General features: G+C 65.0%; 12 protein-coding genes. 6 read left to right on the top strand and 6 right to left on the bottom strand.

From position 1 onward, the window contains the following. Position 1 precedes the first annotated feature (1 nt). The 5 genes from H6718_05750 to H6718_05730 form a co-directional block, all read right to left on the bottom strand. Positions 2-430, bottom strand: coding sequence for a hypothetical protein (locus tag H6718_05750; protein ID MCB9584879.1), 429 nt, complete (start codon positions 428-430; stop codon positions 2-4). 9 nt (positions 431-439) lie between these two features. Next, complete coding sequence (locus tag H6718_05745; GenBank protein MCB9584878.1) at positions 440-1,258, bottom strand: hypothetical protein; 819 nt, start codon at positions 1,256-1,258, stop codon at positions 440-442. Between the two features lie 176 nt (positions 1,259-1,434). After that, positions 1,435-3,057, bottom strand: coding sequence for a hypothetical protein (locus H6718_05740; GenBank protein ID MCB9584877.1), 1,623 nt, complete (start codon positions 3,055-3,057; stop codon positions 1,435-1,437). A 245-nt stretch (positions 3,058-3,302) separates the two neighbouring features. Then, positions 3,303-4,373, bottom strand: coding sequence for an alpha/beta hydrolase (locus H6718_05735; protein ID MCB9584876.1), 1,071 nt, complete (start codon positions 4,371-4,373; stop codon positions 3,303-3,305). 79 nt (positions 4,374-4,452) lie between these two features. After that, positions 4,453-6,519: a protein kinase gene (locus H6718_05730; GenBank protein MCB9584875.1), complete on the bottom strand. Its 2,067-nt coding sequence runs from the start codon at positions 6,517-6,519 to the stop codon at positions 4,453-4,455. A gap of 242 nt (positions 6,520-6,761) precedes the next feature. On the opposite strand from H6718_05730, the gene H6718_05725 reads away from it, so the two are divergent. Beyond that, positions 6,762-8,588 (top strand): hypothetical protein, encoded by a 1,827-nt coding sequence (locus H6718_05725; protein ID MCB9584874.1) that lies wholly within the window; start codon positions 6,762-6,764, stop codon positions 8,586-8,588. A 4-nt stretch (positions 8,589-8,592) separates the two neighbouring features. Here the strand turns inward: H6718_05725 and H6718_05720 are convergent, their stop codons facing one another. Further along, positions 8,593-10,857: a hypothetical protein gene (locus tag H6718_05720; protein MCB9584873.1), complete on the bottom strand. Its 2,265-nt coding sequence runs from the start codon at positions 10,855-10,857 to the stop codon at positions 8,593-8,595. An 892-nt stretch (positions 10,858-11,749) separates the two neighbouring features. Between H6718_05720 and H6718_05715 the strand changes: the two genes are divergently transcribed. From H6718_05715 to H6718_05695, 5 genes are all read left to right on the top strand, one after another. Continuing rightward, a complete protein-coding gene (locus H6718_05715) occupies positions 11,750-13,234 on the top strand; it encodes a serine/threonine protein kinase (protein MCB9584872.1) in 1,485 nt (494 codons plus the stop codon). Between the two features lie 336 nt (positions 13,235-13,570). Continuing rightward, positions 13,571-14,104 carry a periplasmic heavy metal sensor gene (locus tag H6718_05710; GenBank protein ID MCB9584871.1) on the top strand — a complete coding sequence of 178 codons (534 nt, stop codon included), beginning with the start codon at positions 13,571-13,573 and terminating at the stop codon, positions 14,102-14,104. Beyond that, positions 14,104-14,412 carry a hypothetical protein gene (locus tag H6718_05705; protein ID MCB9584870.1) on the top strand — a complete coding sequence of 103 codons (309 nt, stop codon included), beginning with the start codon at positions 14,104-14,106 and terminating at the stop codon, positions 14,410-14,412. The genes H6718_05710 and H6718_05705 overlap by 1 nt, the downstream gene beginning before the upstream one ends. 138 nt (positions 14,413-14,550) lie before the next feature. Then, positions 14,551-15,231: a response regulator transcription factor gene (locus H6718_05700; protein ID MCB9584869.1), complete on the top strand. Its 681-nt coding sequence runs from the start codon at positions 14,551-14,553 to the stop codon at positions 15,229-15,231. 90 nt (positions 15,232-15,321) lie between these two features. Continuing rightward, positions 15,322-16,671 carry a HAMP domain-containing histidine kinase gene (locus H6718_05695; GenBank protein MCB9584868.1) on the top strand — a complete coding sequence of 450 codons (1,350 nt, stop codon included), beginning with the start codon at positions 15,322-15,324 and terminating at the stop codon, positions 16,669-16,671. The last annotated feature ends 12 nt before the right edge of the window (positions 16,672-16,683 follow it).

Below are 16,683 nucleotides of genomic sequence, written 5' to 3'. Positions count from 1 at the left end.
CTCACTCGTCTTCGGGCGTATCGCGCCTCAGCAAGCGCTTCACGGCGCGTTTGGCCGTGTCTTTCACGGCACCTCTCAGGCCACCCGAGTCACTGCTGGGGCGCTCCTTGGGGGCAAACAGCCGAGGTGGGCCTCCGTCGGGTCCCGCCTTGGCAAAGAGCTGAGCCGCCATGAGCGGCGCGCTTAGCAAGCTCTTCGTGAGGTTCGCCGCAAGCGCCATCGGCGTCGTGCCGTGGGCTTCGATTGCGACCTTCTCCCCGCTGACCACTTCTTCCAACGCACCTCGTGCGATCGTGCGCGAGCCATCGGAGCGAATCTCAATCACCATGCGGGCTACGACGGGCGGGTCGCCTGGTTTCTCCATCAGATCATCGCGCTTGGTATCTTCGCGCTCTACGATCTGGATATCGTCTTCGTCCGAGTGGCTCATGCTGCTTGGTTATGGCTTGTCCCCCGGTAGGTGGTCGCGTGGCTTCTTGCCATGCCACGCTGTCCACGACTCTTTTCCGTCCAGCGCGGCGTCGCAGCCGGGTGGCTTGTCAGGTCCGAGATAGCGCGGCTCTTTGGGGGCGTTGTTGGCGAACTCGAGGATGCGCTCGTGCTCGTCGATGAAGTACGTTTGATACAGGCCGTGGGTTTCTGCCGATGGCCAAGCGTAGCCGACCCAGCGCCGCTCTGCCTGCTCGTCGTCGATGGGGTCCCCTGGGCGGGCCGTCCAGCCGCCGCCAACCCGCGGTAGGCAGATGATGTACAGGTAGGCGCCACCGTGGGCCGCGGGACCTAGCGGCGTGTCCACCAGTCGCGACAGCTCGCGGTTGAGCAGCGGTGCCGTGAGCGCCGGTTGGTCGCGCAGCGGCACGTCGCCCCCGAGCTCGGGGATCAGCGCGGCTGACCCAACTCCGTCTCCGTCCGGATCGACACGATGCAGGCGCCTCAGAACGTCCTCCGCGACCAAGAGCCCGCGCAGCTTGGAGACTGCTTGCTTGCTGGCTGCCCGATCGCCGGCCTCGACCACTCCAGGAACCGCATCGCGAATCACGAAGCGCACCAAGCCGACCAGGCTCGCGATCAAAGCAAGCGCGTGGAGTCCGTGGAGCAGCCGCTTTGATTTGGCGTCGAGCTTGGGCAGCGCTGCGGTGCTGATGATCACGATCACCACGACGAACAGCGCGATCATGTGCGCCCAAATGCTGAACAGCGCGAGCGCGAGCACCCCAAGCGTGCGGTAGACGGTGGAACGGGGCGCAGGGGAACTCACCGAGGGGGCTTACCCAACTCGCCTCGTCGGGGCAAACCCACTCCCTTTGGCAGGACAAGATGTCGCAACGACCAGCGCAAGCGCCCGCAAGGACCAAAGGAGGAGCGTCGGGATCGCCCTGACGCTCAGCGCTCGTTGGGGCTCAGCACTTGTTGGGGCTCAGCGCTTGTTGGGGCTCAGCGCTTGTTGGGGCCCAGGGGATGCAGCACTTCGATGGTCCCCGACGCGTCCGGTGGCATTGAGTAGCCACCGGGTGAACGCTCGAGCATCGGTTTTTGACGCATGACTGGCGGGCGCTCTGCTGGACCCACGGGGCGAGATGAGCGGCGCTCGTTTGGCTCCGGTTCGTCGTCCACGCCTTCCCAAGCGAGGTCCCTCGTCATGTCGAGGGCCGCTGCCTCGAGCTGTTCTTCCTCGAGGGGAATGAGGAGATCTTCTGCGGAAGCGTACCCGACCTCGAATTCTGGCTCGTCGCTCGCACCAGCAGGCGGCGGCATCGTTTCAAGCTCGTGGGACGCGCGAGGGACCGCGACAGGTGTCGCTACGGGGGATGCGGCGGGAGGGAGAAACGGCTGAGCACGCATCGCCGGCATGCTCGGCGTCGTGGGCTTCGTTTGCCGTACGGAACCATCGCTGTCAGCTGCGACCGGAGTGGCCTCCACAGGCGCCGCGGGCCTCAGCTTGGAAGAGCTGCTCTTCAGTTCCACTCGGCCGAGCGCGATCTTCGACTCGGACGACGGCTCCGGCCGGGGCACGGCAGGTGCCGTCGACGTGTCGCGCTTTCCCACTTCCGGCGCCACGCGCGGTGTCTCTCGGCTCGCGACGGTTCCCTGAGGCACGTTGGGCACAGCGCCCGCAGTGTCGACCTTGGCTGCTTGAAGTGCCGGATCTGTCGGGCGCTGTCGTAGATCAGTGCCTGAAATCAGGTTGCGCAGGCGCTCGATCTCCTCGACGGCGCGATTGCGTTGCTCATGGGAGCGATCGCGCTCCCTGCGCGCATCTTGAGCTTCTGACTTGGCTTCTGCGACGCCGAGGCGCGCCTCGGTGAGTTCGCGCTTCATGGCAGCGAGCTCACGCCGTACCTCGTCTAGCTCACCACGGGCCTGCTTCAGCGCGCCTTCCGCCTCTCCGAGGCGGTGCTCGGCGGTGTCTGCTCGCTGCTCGGCGGCTTCTGTGGTCCGCTGCGCTTCATCCGCGCTGCGGCGCGCCTCGTCGCATTCGCCGCGCAGCCAGTCGATGCGTGCTGCCAAGTCTTGCTCGACAGAGACTCGGCGCCGGGTGTGTTCCGCCATGGCGCTCTGCGCCAATGCCTCGTCGCGCTCCCTGCGAAGCCGGGCGAGCTCTTGTTCGTGCTCGTCGAGAAGCAGGGCGAGGAAGGCATCCTGCTCTTCTTGCAGGTGCTCGCTAGCGTGTTGCGCTGCTTGTAGCTGCTCGGAGGCGTGCTCTCGCTCCGTCGAGAGCTGATCCTTCAGCGCCTCGAGCGCCCGGTGTTGCTGCACCAGCAACGTGCGCACCTCGGTCATCTCTTTGGAGAGGCGCTCCTGCTCAATTTCCTTATGGGAAATCTCCTTCTCCAAATCCATCGCCGCCGCACGCAGCCGCGCCAGCGAGTTGCTGCGCTGCTCGCTGGGGCTCAGGCCAGGCTTCTTGGGGCGCGGGGCGATGTGTGACGCGGGTGCCACGTGAGGCGCGGGACGAGCGGGGTCTTCACCATCCGCCTCGGTCGAAGCTGGTCGCGGGGGCCGTAGTGCGTCTGCGCTATGGGGCTTCGAGTCCACGAACTCGAGACAGTAAAGCACAGCTCAGCCAGGGCAAGGGGAGAGTGTGCGCCTACGGGCTGGTGCGCGCATCGGAAGTGCGCGGGATTCCCCAACTATTGTGGGGACACCGCGCGCGCCAACGAGTGCCACCACAGGCGTGTCAACGGGTGGTGTTTCCGGCGCAGTGATTGGCGTTCGGCTGCGGATCCCGCATGGCAACACTCCAGCGTCAGCGAGCTGGGCGCGCTGGCCGATCGGCTGCGCGTAGGCGAGCCGTCGGCACGCTAGGCAACCAAGAAGCGGGAAAGCCGCGCAGCCGCGTCCCGCAGTGCCTGGCGAGCCGTTGGCACGGCACCGGCCATGTTCGCAAAACCATGAATCTGGTCCCGGGCGCAGCTGTACTCCACGGAAACACCCGCGCGACTCAACGCTTCCGCGTAGGCTTCACCTTCGTCTCGCAGGACATCGAAGCCCGCGGTGACGATCACCGCCGGAGGGAGCCCGGCGAGACTGGGTGCCAGCACTGGCGAGCCCCGGGGGTCCAAGGTTGGATCCTGATCGCCAAAGTAGCGCTCTCGATACCAGTCGATATTCGCTCGTTCGAGCACATAGCCCTTGGCGAAGACCTGCATGCTTCGCGTCTGTAGGCGGAAGTCGGTGCCAGGGTAAAGTAGCAGCTGGGCCGCGGGTGTTGCTTCTCCGCGCAGCAGCAGCTGCTGACAGGTCACCGCAGCGAAGTTCCCTCCTGCGCTGTCTCCCCCTACGGCGATTCGCCCCGGGTCCACGCCGTAGCGTGGCGCGTGCTTGCGTACCCACGAAAATGCAAGCTGCGCGTCCTCGAGGCCCGCTGGAAAGGGATGTTCCGGCGCGAGGCGATAGTCGACGGAGAACACGGGCATGCCCAAGTCGCTCGCGAGGCAACGCGTAACGGGGTCATGCGTATCGATGTCACCCAACACCCAGCCACCCCCATGAAAGTACACGAGCGCCGGAGAGGGTTCCGTGATTCCTTGCGGAATATAGCTCCGCAACCGCATCGGGTTGCCCGCAGCGTTGGCGATGAACGTATCTTCCACCGTATGCATGGGCGGCGACTTCGGACCGAGCAGAGGCCATGTGATCGCTACCTCTCGCCGGGCGCGCTCGACGGATTCTCCGCTGGGTGTGGATTCACCAACGGCGTTGAGCGCGGCGAGCAGCAGCTCGACCTCTGGGGCGAGGCGATTGCCGTCGACCTCTGGAGCTGGTCCGCCCGCTAGCTTGCGTTGAATCGGGGCGGGGAGTCGAACCAACTTACGCAGCAGCGCCGATTGCAACGGTGAGGTCTGGAGCAAGACTTCCTGGAGCACGGACATCCGGCGAAGCATAGCCGGTCTAATGCTCCGTGGGGGAGGGGGCCACAGGCGAACCCTGGCCGTGTAGACGTAGCGGCTGCTATCGATCGCCCTTCACCAACTTGGCAGCAGCTTTCTTCGCATCACCGGCCTGCTCGGGCGCTTGTCCCACCCCAGCAGACCCGGTGCTAGGCCTCCCCTTGGCGGTCTTCGAGTCGTGCGTTTGCGTGGATTGGCTCGCAGCCGGTGAGTCCATCGACTGAGCGAGCTGGGGCACCATGCGCGCCAGAACCCAGCGCTGCGCAAACAGCTGGCGCTGGGCTCGCTCCATTTGCTGAGAGAGCCGCCCAAGGAAGACCAAAGCTGCCGTCGTGAGCACCAGGCTTCCGCCTGCAACGAAGAGCCAAAGCTTGGTGCTTGTCACCTCCATTCCCATGGGGGTGATGATCAAGACGCCATTTTCTACGTGGTAAGTACTTGGTAGGACACCAGCGAGCTGAAGCGCGAACGGCACGTAGATCGCCGCGAGCGCGACCGCTATCTGGATTGCCCGCATCTTGCGCCCCGCGCGAGAGTTCATGAACAGCAGGGGAAAGTGCGCGAGCACACCTAGCGGTGGGAGTGCGAATGGGCCTGCGACCACTGCCAAGCTCGACGCGGCCAGCGCTCCAAGCGGTCCACTGACGTAGTAGTGCCAGTCAGGCAGCCGAGACTGTCGGCTCGCCCTGGTCAGCCACGCAGCTAGTAACATGAACGAGACCATTGCGGGCAGGATCGCGAGCCTCAGACCACCGGCCAGCCAGATCAGCATCGCCGCGAAGACACCGACAGGTAGCATCGCTCGCAAGGACCAGCGCGCGGCGTCGGTGCGATGAGCCTGCAGGCGCGAGTCCAGGTCTATCAGGTAGCGAGGGTCGAGAGCGTCGGCACGCAGCAACAAGCGAGCGAGCAAGCTGGGCGCGTCACTTTCGTTCGGGCTCAGCGCGCTTGCACGATTCAGGGCTCTCAGCGCATCCAATACGTGGCCTTGCTCGGAGTTGGCGAGCAAGCGCACTGCCTGTTCCCGCTCCGCCTCAGCGCGTTGCCGACGGTCCTCGAAGTCGATGCGTTCCGCGAGGAAACGTTCCACGCTGGTCGCCAGTTCTCGCGCGCTCGGGCGTTCGTTGGCTTCGAACGCGATGGTTCGAAGCACGAGGTCTTGCAGCGGCGGCGGCGTTCCGGCTGTGGTCATCAGCTCCAGCGCACGCCGTTCGGTAGGCGTTGCCGCGAGCTGCATTGCCTCGTTGGCTCCCGAGCCGGGGTTTAGGCGCTTGTGCGTCAAGACCTCGAACAGGATCGCCCCGAGGGCGAACACGTCGCTGCTCGGCTCGACCTCACCTCCCCCCCGCGCGTGCTCCGGCGACATATATGCCGGGGTGCCGAGGGCCTGGGTCGGGTCCGTGAGGTCAGCGGGGGCGTTGCCGAGGGGAGTCACCACCGACGCGTCGCTTCGAGGTTGGCTCGCGACACCCCAGTCGAGGAGGTACACCTCGCCATACTCTCCGAGCATCACGTTGGAGGGTTTGATGTCTCGGTGCACTACGCCCTGGCTATGCGCGAATGCGACTGTCCAGGCCAGGCGCGCGAAGTCTTGGAGCAGGCGATGCTGATCGAAGCGCTGAAGCGTCGCTTCGTCACCAAGTCGGCTCGATGCCAAGATCTCACTCAGCACGCGTCCGTGCACCCGCTTCATCGCGAAGTAGGGCAGGCCCTGATTCGAACCGGCCTCGAACAGGGGCACGACGCCCGGGTGATTCAACCGACTCTGAATGCGGACTTCCCGGGTGAAGCGCGCGCGCTGCTCGAGGTTGTGTTCCAAGCGCGCGTGTAAGCGCTTCACCGCCACCAGACGGCTAAGCGGCTTATCGACCGCCAGCAACACCTCGCCCATGCCGCCCTCGTCGAGGTGCCCAATGGGATCGAAGCGCGTGGGACGGCTCTGCAGCGCTATCCCGAGTGCTGTGCGCGTGTTGGTTGCAGCCAGGGTTTCGTCAGCCGCCAAGCTGCTCGAAGCCGAGGGCGCCTTGGGCACCGGAGCCTCGCCGTTGGGGTGCAAGGTTTCCACTCGCACGCCTGACGCAAGCTCTTCAGGAGGCGCCGAGGGCCTTCTGGTCGCGTCGCGACTCATTCCGATAAACCTCGTTCCCCACCCAATCGGTCCCCGCCTGCCGGCCAGCGACGAACTCAGCGTAGCAGCGGCCCACCGCCGCGGAAACCAGTCTAACCGCAGATTCGTCGCGCTCACCTTTGTATGACTTCGCGGAGCGGTCCGGGCCGGTCGTGATCGAGTGGGTCCCTGATCGATTCCGGGGCGCGGGCGATGGCTTCAGAGCTGGGCGTCTGAGGCAGGGAGCGTTACACTGCGGAATCGTGCGGGGGCAGGAAGCGGAGGCGGCGGGGATTCGCGCCAGCGAAGCCATGGACGTCGCCCAGATGGAGCTGCTGCCCGGCGGTCGTTTCAGCGTTGGAGAGCTGATTCGACGTGATGAGTGGAGCGAAAGCTATCGCGGATACGACGGCGTGCTTCAGCGTTTCGTCGTGCTGAGGCGCCCGCGTACGGATGTGGATGCAGGATGCGCACATGCGTGCTTCGTGCGCACCGCGTTTGCCTTGACCTGGCTACAGCATCCAGGCGTTTTCGCGATCCACACCGCGTGTGAAGATCCCCCGTATCTCGTACTCGCGTACAACGACGGGCAAAGCCTGGCGGAGGTGCTCAATGGGATCGCCGCTGGCGCACCAGACGTTGTCACCCAGTATCCTCTCGAGCGTCTGCTCAGCGACTTCTCCCACGCCTGTCTTGTGATCGAGTCTGCGCATCGTCGCGACATGCTGCACACCAACCTCCAGTCGGAGGCGTTGCTACTTGGCAACTTTGGTGATGTCTACGTGACTGACTGGTGGGCCGCCGAGCCACCGCGGGAAACGACCGGGGGCGCGCGCATCGACTTGAGGCGTGCCGCAGAGCTCCCCTTGTTTGCCCCGTTGCTTTCCGGCGAAGTACCCGTCGCCCAGGCGTGGCTAGACGGCGAGCGGCGCGCCCCAGAGCTGAGCCGTGGGGAAACGCCAACCGCGGCCTCGGACGTTTGGGGGCTTGGTCGTATCTTGAACCAGCTGGTCGATGCCTGGCTGAGCCCGGCTGGGCCGCAAGCTCGGCTCAGCGGCAGCACGCTCGAGCGCGACCTTCGCCTACTGTCCTCGGAGGCTTGTGCGGAGGACCCTGCAGCACGCGTCGCGAGTCCGCGTGAGCTTTCAGAGCGCCTCGAAGCGCTGCTTCGCGGACACGTTGTCGAGCAACGTGATCGGTTGAGGGCGAGGGCGCACCGTGTCGCCGCTGAACTCGCGCTTGCTGATGCGTTGCTATCGCCCGATGGCGCGAGCCGTTCCCGAACCCGTGCGGTGCAAGAGCTCAGTAGGGCTTTGGCGCTCGACCCTCAGGATCACGCCGCTCTACGACTGATCGGAATGCTCTTCGAGCGAGCCGAGGAGGTGTTCGCGGGACCTGCGGGCGGGGAGTATGCCAGGCTGAGAGCGGCGGAGCGCGCCCGGGCGTCGCGTCTCGGCGCGCTGTCTTTCGGGCTGGCTTTGCTGGTCCAAGGCGCGCTCCTGCTGGCGTTCCCAGGGGTCTCCGGCGCACAGCTCGCGTTGCTCTTGGTGTTCGGCCTGGTGGGCGCGGCTTGGGTGGCGATGATGGGCTTCTTCGGCTGGACCAAACCGAAGCACTTCTTGGTCAACGGCACGTTGTTGGCGCTGATCACTGGCGCGTTCTCTTGCTTACTTGGGCCTTGGATCTACGTTCCCGGGTTTAGCCTGGCGGTGAGCGTCGTGCTGGTGACCAACAGCCGTCCTCAACCGCGTTTCCTCGCGGCACACGTTGCGCTGGCGTGCGGCAGCATGCTGATCCCAAGCGTGCTGATGGGGCTGGGGCTGCTCCCCGCGCAATACGGCGGAGACACCACAGCTTGGATCAAGACCACCTTCGCCACCCTCAGCGCCGGTCCGACTCTGATGTTGCTTGCGGTGGGGAACCTGTTGTTCATCAGCTTGCCGCTGGTGCTACTGGGGCGCAGCGTCGAGCGTCTGAATGCGATCGAGAACTCGCTGTTTGCGCAAGCGTGGCTTCTGCGAGAGCTGCTGCCGCGAGAGTCGGTCGCGGAAGGAGAGCCGGGGGGAGCTAGCTCCCCCCGTGCTTCGTAGCGGTTCAGCTCTTGCGGCGCCGACGGATCAGCGCGCCGAGCCCAAGCATCAGGCCGAGCAGAGAACCTGCCGGCGTGGACGACGTGCCAGGGACCGAGCAGCCGCAACCCGTGGTCTCATCCGCGGGCTCTGCCTCACCGGTGCCGCCGGTGCCACCGGTGCCGCCAGCCGTGATGGCGCCAGCGCTGCCGCCGCTGCCGCCAACGCTACCACCGGTGCCGCCAGTGGCTGCGCCGCCGGTGCCGCCGGCGCCTCCGCTGCCCGTCTCCGATAGGCTGTCGAAGCTGACTTCGGGGGAACTCAGCGGACAGTTCTGGTGCCCGATTACCATGTGGTAAGTGACGGAGGGGTCGAAGGGCGGGTTGCTGTTCTCGTCGATCACGAGTTCGCCGGTTCGCGTGTCGAGATTCTCCACGGCGTAGTCGTAAGTGCTCACCTCGGGGATGAACCCGGTGTTCTTGAAGCCGACGTGTTGCTCCCGCCGCACGTAAATCCCCCAGTCGAGGCCGTTGGTGCGCTCCGGGAACAAGTTCACGTTGAAGCGAATCCCCTTCGCGTCAGCCTGCGGGGTGGCCTGGAAGTGAAACAGGCTGCTGAGACTGACGTACTGCTTCGCCTGCTGGCAGCTGCCGCCCAGCAAGCTGGCGACGATGTCTAGACCCAGCATGTTGGTGGCGATCGGCTGGCCGTCCTCGAGGGTGAGTTCGTTGTCGCAGTCGTCGAGCCCGCGCGCCGCGATCATGTCGTCGATCTTCGTTACGTCAGCGCTGGTGAGGTCGCCGGCCGTCTCGAGCTCGGCCGCGGTCTGCTGGATGCCCCTGGCAAAGTCGCCGAGCGTCGACCTGCTCACCAAGAGGCTCGCGGCGCCCCATACCAGGCGGTCAGCAACCGACTTGCCAAACTCCTTGCGGAGGCTCCAGCCCAGGCTACCAATCACTTCGCCATCGGCGTGCACCTCGCCGATCAGATCGCTCGGGCAGCTCTTGGACGTGTCCTCGAGGTTTCGCTCCGCGCCAAGCGCGCCGAGCGACGTCTCGCCTAGCACGGCACTCTCGTTCTCCGTGCAAGCGAAGTAGTCGCTGATGCCCTCGTCGATCGCGCCGCCCCAAGGTGACAGACCATACTCGCTGGTTTGGGTCTGACCGCCGTTGTAGCCGATGGCGTTGTCGCTCACGTAGTGGGTGAACTCGTGCAGGAACACATCGCTGTCCAATGCGAAGTCGACGCTCGAGCCTTGGCCGATGCCAATCATGTTTGGCGCATTGAAGCCGCTGGAGTTGATTCCCTGCGGAGAGAAGAACGCGTTGTCGAGGGGCGAGCCGCTCTCCTGCATGTTCGCGACCGCGACCAACTTCCAGCTGGAGGCGCTCATGTCGATGTTGAGGTCGGTCTCGTAGAACGCCTTCATTCGCGTCAGGTGGTAGTAGAGGTTGACCTGGGCGAACGCGTCCTTCGCGTCCTTCGGATCCGTGGGCGGGTCATAGAGGAAGTCCTCTCCCGAGTTCGGCTCGAGCACCTGTTCGACGACCACTTGACCCTGATTCGGATCGCCGCTGACGTAGTTGGTTACGGTGAGATTGCCGTTCCAGCCGTTCAGGTGCTGCGGCGTACCCGACACCAGCTCGAGAAGCTCCTTGTCGACCAGCGTGGGCGTGGTGACGGGATCCTTGTCGTAGACCCGTCCCATGACCGAGCGACCCAGGGGGCCGCCGCCGCGCAACGTGCCGTCGTGTGCGTCAATCAGGTAGCGAAAGCCGCCCTTCGCGCTGGGCACATCCACTTGCCACACCAAGAAGCCCGCGCCCTGGGCGGACGGGAGCACCGCGAGCAAGAAGCGCGGTGCCGCCAGGCTGCGATTGACACCGAACTGCGCGGCGCGCTCCAGCGCTTCGCCCTGGCTCAGCTTCGGCGCGACATCGACGCTCAGGCTCTCCGCCACCTCGACCACGCTGCGTGAGATCGTTCCGGAGTCGTCCAGGCGCACGACGACGCCCGCCCCCAGAACCGGCAACCCGCGATGGGTTTGAGCGAAGCGCACGGTGTTGCTGCCGTGTAGGCTCAGCTCCCGCTGCAGTACGAGCGTGGCTTTACCGAGCCGCAAGTCTTTCCTTGCGGATTCGAGGTACTGACTCGCTAGCTTCGAAAGGTTGGTTCCTTGGGTCGCCACGACGCCTTGATGGGTCGTCGGTTTGTGCCAGGTGGCTGCCGCGGCATCCAGGCCGGGGACGGAGCAGGCGAGCAAGGCGAGCAGGGCGATCGAGCGACGCATGGGGGTCCTTTCCGAAGCGCCGGTGGTGGCGCGAGCTATTGCCGTCGCGCCGAGGCGCGAGCGAGAGGGGTACGGAGCGTGCTCGCCACTAACACGCTTTCTCGACGGCTGCCTCCAGCAGCGAGATGGCACAACTCGCGAGTGCTTCGTGGGGACGCAACGTTGTGCTGCGGAATGCCGTTCGATTCTCCCCTTGAGCCGACGAATTTCCGCGTGGGGAGCGCGGGGACACAATCTTCCGTCGTCGCGGAAACCTCCAGGTGGCACACGCCCGTCTCAGGCTGACTCAATCACAGGCCAGCTCGGCGAGAACCGGCAGGCGGATTTTTCTCGCCGCGGCTCAGAAACTCATCCTCAGGGCGGCTTCGCGTGACTCGGCGCGTGCGTGTGGAGGTGGTGAGGGGGGGAGGGGGAGGCGGGCGAACCCAGCTGCTCCCGCACGCCGCCGGGCGAATGCCGGGCGAGCGGCCCGCTCACTTCCACCAGCCGCAACGACCCACGTGCAGGTGGGAGCGATGCGTACATGCGCGGGGTTCGGGAAACAGCTCGTCGGGAAAAAAGCGGCGGCGCTGGCGCCTGAAGGCGGGAGAGGTTGTGGAAGGTGCTGGCTTTGGAAAAAATAAGAGCCGCTCCCCCCAACACGATCTGGGGTGAAACACGTCAGTGAGTCGAACGTCCCGCCAAACGTCGAGAGTCAGAGGTGAACAGCAGCATCAAAGGCCAGCGTGAGAGGATCAGCGTCGGAGGATCAGCGAAGATCAAGCTGAGGCGCGGAACGCCTTGGGGAAAGCTTCGCTAGCCTCGAAAGCGGGGCTTGCGGGCGTGACGCGGTTGAGAAACACTATTTGAAGCGGAATTTTTCCGCACGCCGGGAGGGCGCCCAAGGAACGCGATGAGCGTGCAGCAAAGCATCGAAGCCGGTGAGCGAATCGGTCGGTACAAGGTCATCTGTGAACTCGCGTCAGGTGGGATGGCCACGGTCTATCTCGCGTACCTTGGCGGGTTGGGGGGCTTCCAGCGCTTGGTTGCGATCAAGCGGCTGCACCCGCACCTCTCGGAAGAGAAAGAGTTCGTGAATATGTTCCTCGACGAGGCGCGCCTCGTCGCGGAGATCAGGCACCCCCACGTCGTTCCCACGCTCGACATCGACCAGACACCGCAGGGGCTCTGCTTGGTGATGGAGTACGTCGAGGGCGGCGCCATGTCGAACCTCTTGGTTTTCGCTGCCCAGCACGAGGAAAACGGTCGCGTCGATGCGGGGATCGCAATTCGCATCGTGCTCGACGCGCTGGGAGGGCTGCATGCGGCTCATGAGCTGACGGATGCCGACGGCAACCCGCGCGGGTTGGTGCACCGAGATGTTTCCCCGCAGAATATCCTGGTTGGGACGTCCGGCAACTCGATGATCCTCGACTTCGGGATCGCGCGGGCCTCTCAACGCCTGACGTCGACACGCGTCGGGCAGATGAAGGGCAAGCTCGCGTACATGGCGCCCGAGCAGGCCACTGGCAAGGACGTGGACCGCCGCGCCGATGTGTTCGCTGCTGGAATCGTCCTGTGGGAGGCCCTCACCGGTCGTCGGCTGTTTCGTGGCAGCAACGAGGTCGACACGCTCACGCGACTGCTGAACGACCGAGTGCCGCCGATTCGCGAGATCGAACCTTCGGTGCCCGAAGAGCTCGAGGCTGCCGTGATGAAGGCCCTCGAGCGAGAGCCTGATGATCGCTACCCGACTTGTGCCGATTTCGCAGAGTCCCTTGAAAAAACCGCGCGGAAATTGGACTCGCTGGCTTCGCGAGATACGGTTGCGAGCTACTGCAAGCAAGTCTTGGGGGACTCGCTCGAGGGGCGACAGGCTTTGGTGCGCGAGGCGCTCACCAGGGACAGCAGCTTAGAGCCTGCACCCGATTCCACCGAGTCCCTGGAGGATGTGTCCGATATCCTCGAGGTACGTGAGCTTCCGGAGCAAGCGCCCGAGCGTGGGCGCTGGATGTTCGCTTTCATCGGTGTTGCTGCTTTGGGTGTGGTCGCTGTGTTGTTTGGGGTGAGGAGCTGCAACCGCGGCCAACCCGAGGTTGCGGCGGCAATGCCAACCGCCTCGGCTCCGGTGGAGACGGCGCCCGCCGTTGCTCCGCCAGCAGAGCCCAAGCCAGCGGAGACGGCGACAGCGAGCGCGAGCGCGAGCGCCGCGCCTAGCGCGGCGCCTTCCGCGAGTGCTGAGCCCGAAGAGGACAGCAAGGCGAAACCGCGCGGATACTACCGCTGGGCGCCTCCGCCCAAGACCAAGGACAAGCCTCCGGAAGAAAAGCCCGTCGAGGAGAAGCCGCCGACCCCGCCTCCGCCCAAGGAGGATCCCCTGTTCAACCCCTACCGCTGAGCTTCGCGGCCACTCGTCGCCGCAATCGATCTAGCAGGGTGTTGAAAAACACCCTGCCAAACAACAACAACCGTGCCCGCGCACAACTCGGCCAGATCACGCTCTCGCAAAACCCTCACTTCTATGGGGTTTTGCGAGAGCGTGGTTCAGAGATCCGCGCGGATAAGCGCGCAGGATGCTGAAAAACGGAGTTTTTCAGCATCCTGCTAGAGCCAGGCCCATCAGGGACTGGCTCTTTGCGTTGGTGCCGACACACTTCTTAACACTCGCCGAGCTTTGGCCTTAACCCGCTCGCACCAAGCTCCAGTCATCGAGCAAACACTGAAAGGAGCCTCGATGTTTGGATTTCTATTTGGAGCGGCCTGCTTGGCAGGCTTGTTCGCGGTGATTCGCCGTGAACGTTGGCACCGCATGGCATTCGCCTACGGTGGAGGCGAGCGCTGGGGCGGGCCTCATGCTTGCGGAGGGCACCATCACCCTGGACATCACCGCGGTGGCTTCGGTGGCCGGTTCAGGGATATGGCGATGCGCCGTGTCTTCGAGCGCCTCGAGACCAGCCCGGGTCAGGAGCGAGAGCTTCAGGCCGCGATTGGCGAAGTGATGGATGGCGGCCGTAAGCTACGTGGCCAGCTTGCGGATAGCCGCAAGGAAATATCTGCAGCGCTGCGGGCCGAGGAGCTCGACGTCGAGCGACTTGGTCAGTTGTTCGCGCAACACGACGACCTCTTGAGCGAGTTCCGCAAGACCGGCGTCGGTGCGCTGAGTCGCACCCACGCAGCACTAGATGAGCGTCAGCGCGCGCAGCTTGCGGACTGGATCGAGCGCGGAGAGCTGCCCTTCGGTCGTTGGCAGAGAGAGGAGCGCTGGTGATGAGACATATGAGATACCGTGTGCTCAAGCTGCTCTTGGTGCTCGGAGCCTTCTTTGGTTTTGCCGGTGGCTTCGCGAGTATGGCGTTTCGTATGCATCGTCATCACGACATGCGCCGGAGCTACTTCGAGCGCCACGTGGCCGACGTATGCCTCGACGCAGCAGATCGCCGGCGCGCTCAGTCAACGCCGGACTACCGTCCACCGCGTCCCGACGCATGGGGCTACGGGCCATGGCAGTCTCCCTACTGGGCCGCCCCGCCGCCGCCCGGACAGCCGCCAGCGCCTCCGCCGCCCGCACGTCCCTGATCTCGCTCTCCCTACGACACCGATGACCCCCGTGATGGCAGCGCCGCAATCTGTTTGTTCGCGCCTCCCCGCGCGATGCCGTGAGCGCTGCCTAGCGGCGCCACGGTCGGGCTGCTACTTGAGGAGCTGGGAGCCTACGTGAAGCTACTGATCGTCGATGATGACAAGCGACTCTATGAGCTCTTGCAGGGATTTCTCACCCAAAACGGCGTGGTCTCCGAGCACGCCGCCGACGGTCGCTCGGGACTCAGCATGTTGGCTCGTGGCGCCTACGACGCGGTGCTGCTCGATGTGATGATGCCGGGCATGGACGGCCTCGAGGTGCTCAAGCGGATCCGCGAGGATAATAGCATCCCCGTGATCATGCTCACGGCGAAGGGCGATGAGACCGATCGCGTCGTGGGCCTCGAGCTCGGAGCGGATGACTATTTGCCTAAGCCCTTCAGTCCTCGCGAGCTCCTGGCGCGCGTGAGAGCGGTGCTGAGGCGTGTTCGCAACGAGCTGGGGGACGAGCGCCTGTGCATCGATGGCCTCGTGGTCTACCCGGCCGAGCGCCGCGCAGAGCTGGATGGGGAATGGCTCGAGCTCACCGGCCTCGAGCTGGACCTGTTGGTCGCGTTGATGCGCCGCCCCGGCCGGGTCATTCCGCGGGGGCGCTTGCTCGATGAGGCAGGTCGTAGCGATGTGGCAGTTGGTGAGCGTACGGTAGATGTGCACGTCTCCCACTTGCGAAAGAAGCTCGGAGCTTTGGGCAAGGAACGGATCCGCACGGTAAGAGGTGTAGGCTATGTGTTCGCGGCGGGCGCGGTGGGCAGCTGACGTGGCTCGGCCGGGCGCGTGCAACCCAGTGTGGCGGGTATGAGGGACCGCGAGAGCAGACACCGACGCCGCAGGGAGCGGTTGGAGCGGATGCAGCGCTTCCAGCGCGAACACTGGGCGCGCCATCACTGGGCGCACGGCCACGGCCACTGGCATCATGGTGGGCGTTGGGGATTCTGGCTCAAAGCCCGACTGCATCGCCGGCTGTTCTTCTGGCTGGGGATGACGCTACTGCTCATGATGTTCGTCGCTGGGACGGCGGGCCGCCTTTTGGTAGGCGGCGCGGCGCCTTGGAAGGCCGAGAAGACTGGCATCTCCAAGTTTGTGGGCGAGAGCTTCGCGAGTGTCTGGGAACGACCGGTCGAGCGTAACGCATTGGTGCGTTCGATGGTGAAAAATTTCCGTGTGGATATAAAGGTGGTCGACGCGGGCGGGAAGGTGCTCGAGGCCAGCGGTCACTGCGAGGATCCGGATATGGTGGCCCCAGTTCGCGACGCCAGTCGCCAGTTGGGGGTGGTGAACGTGTGTATGCGGAGCCACGCGCCCCCGCACGCGGTCCGCACGTTCTTCATCACCTTGGGCATCGCGACGATGGTGCTCTGGATGTCTGCAGGATTCTTCGCTCGGCGGTTTACGTTGCCGCTCAGTCGACTCGTCGATACGGCTCGTGAAATCGGCGAAGGCAAGCTCTCGAGCCGTACGCACCTCACGCCGCGCGAAGCCGGGGAGGTGGGGGTGCTCGCGGAGGCGATCGATCACATGGCGGGGCGCATCGAGCGCCAGCTTCAAGAGCACAAGGAGCTGCTTGCCGCCGTGAGCCACGAGGTGCGCACACCCCTCGCACGCCTGCGCGTGCTCGTGGAGCTCTTGCGTGAGAACCCGGAGAGCCCGCTGCTCGACGACGTTGAACAGGAGGTACTCGAGATCGACCGTTTGATGAGCGAACTCATCGCAAGCTCCCGACTCGACTTTCAACAGCTCGACCCGCGCACTTTGGCGTTGTCTGATTTGGTTGAACGCGCTCGAGAGCGCGCTGGACTAGACGAAGTGCCGATCGCGGATTCGACTGACCGCGCGGAGGTGCGCGTCGACCCAACGCTGATCGCCCGAGCGCTGGCCAACCTGCTGGAGAACGCGCGCCGCCATGCCGGGGGTGTGGAGCGCATCGAGCTCGAGTCGACCGACGAAGGGGCGCTCTTGGTTCGAGTGCTGGATGTGGGCCCCGGCTTCCCCGAGGACGAGCTCGAGCGTGCGTTTCAGGCGTTTCACCGACGGCGCGGCGGCGGGCTCGGGCTCGGATTGGCCCTGGTGAGGCGCATCGCAGAGGCTCACGGTGGCAAGGCGTGGGCCGAGAATCGTCCGTCGGGGGGCGCCCAGGTGTGCTTGGAGCTGCCAAAGAGCTCTGAATCCAGGCTGGGGACGGAGCCGCTTCCAGGCTAACATCTCCTGCGA

The sequence above is a fragment of the Polyangiaceae bacterium genome, from assembly GCA_020633205.1.
GTDB lineage: Bacteria > Myxococcota_A > Polyangia > Polyangiales > Polyangiaceae > JAHBVY01.
Note: the sequence above shows the minus strand (reverse complement) of the source record. Positions and strands in the feature narration are given on the sequence as shown.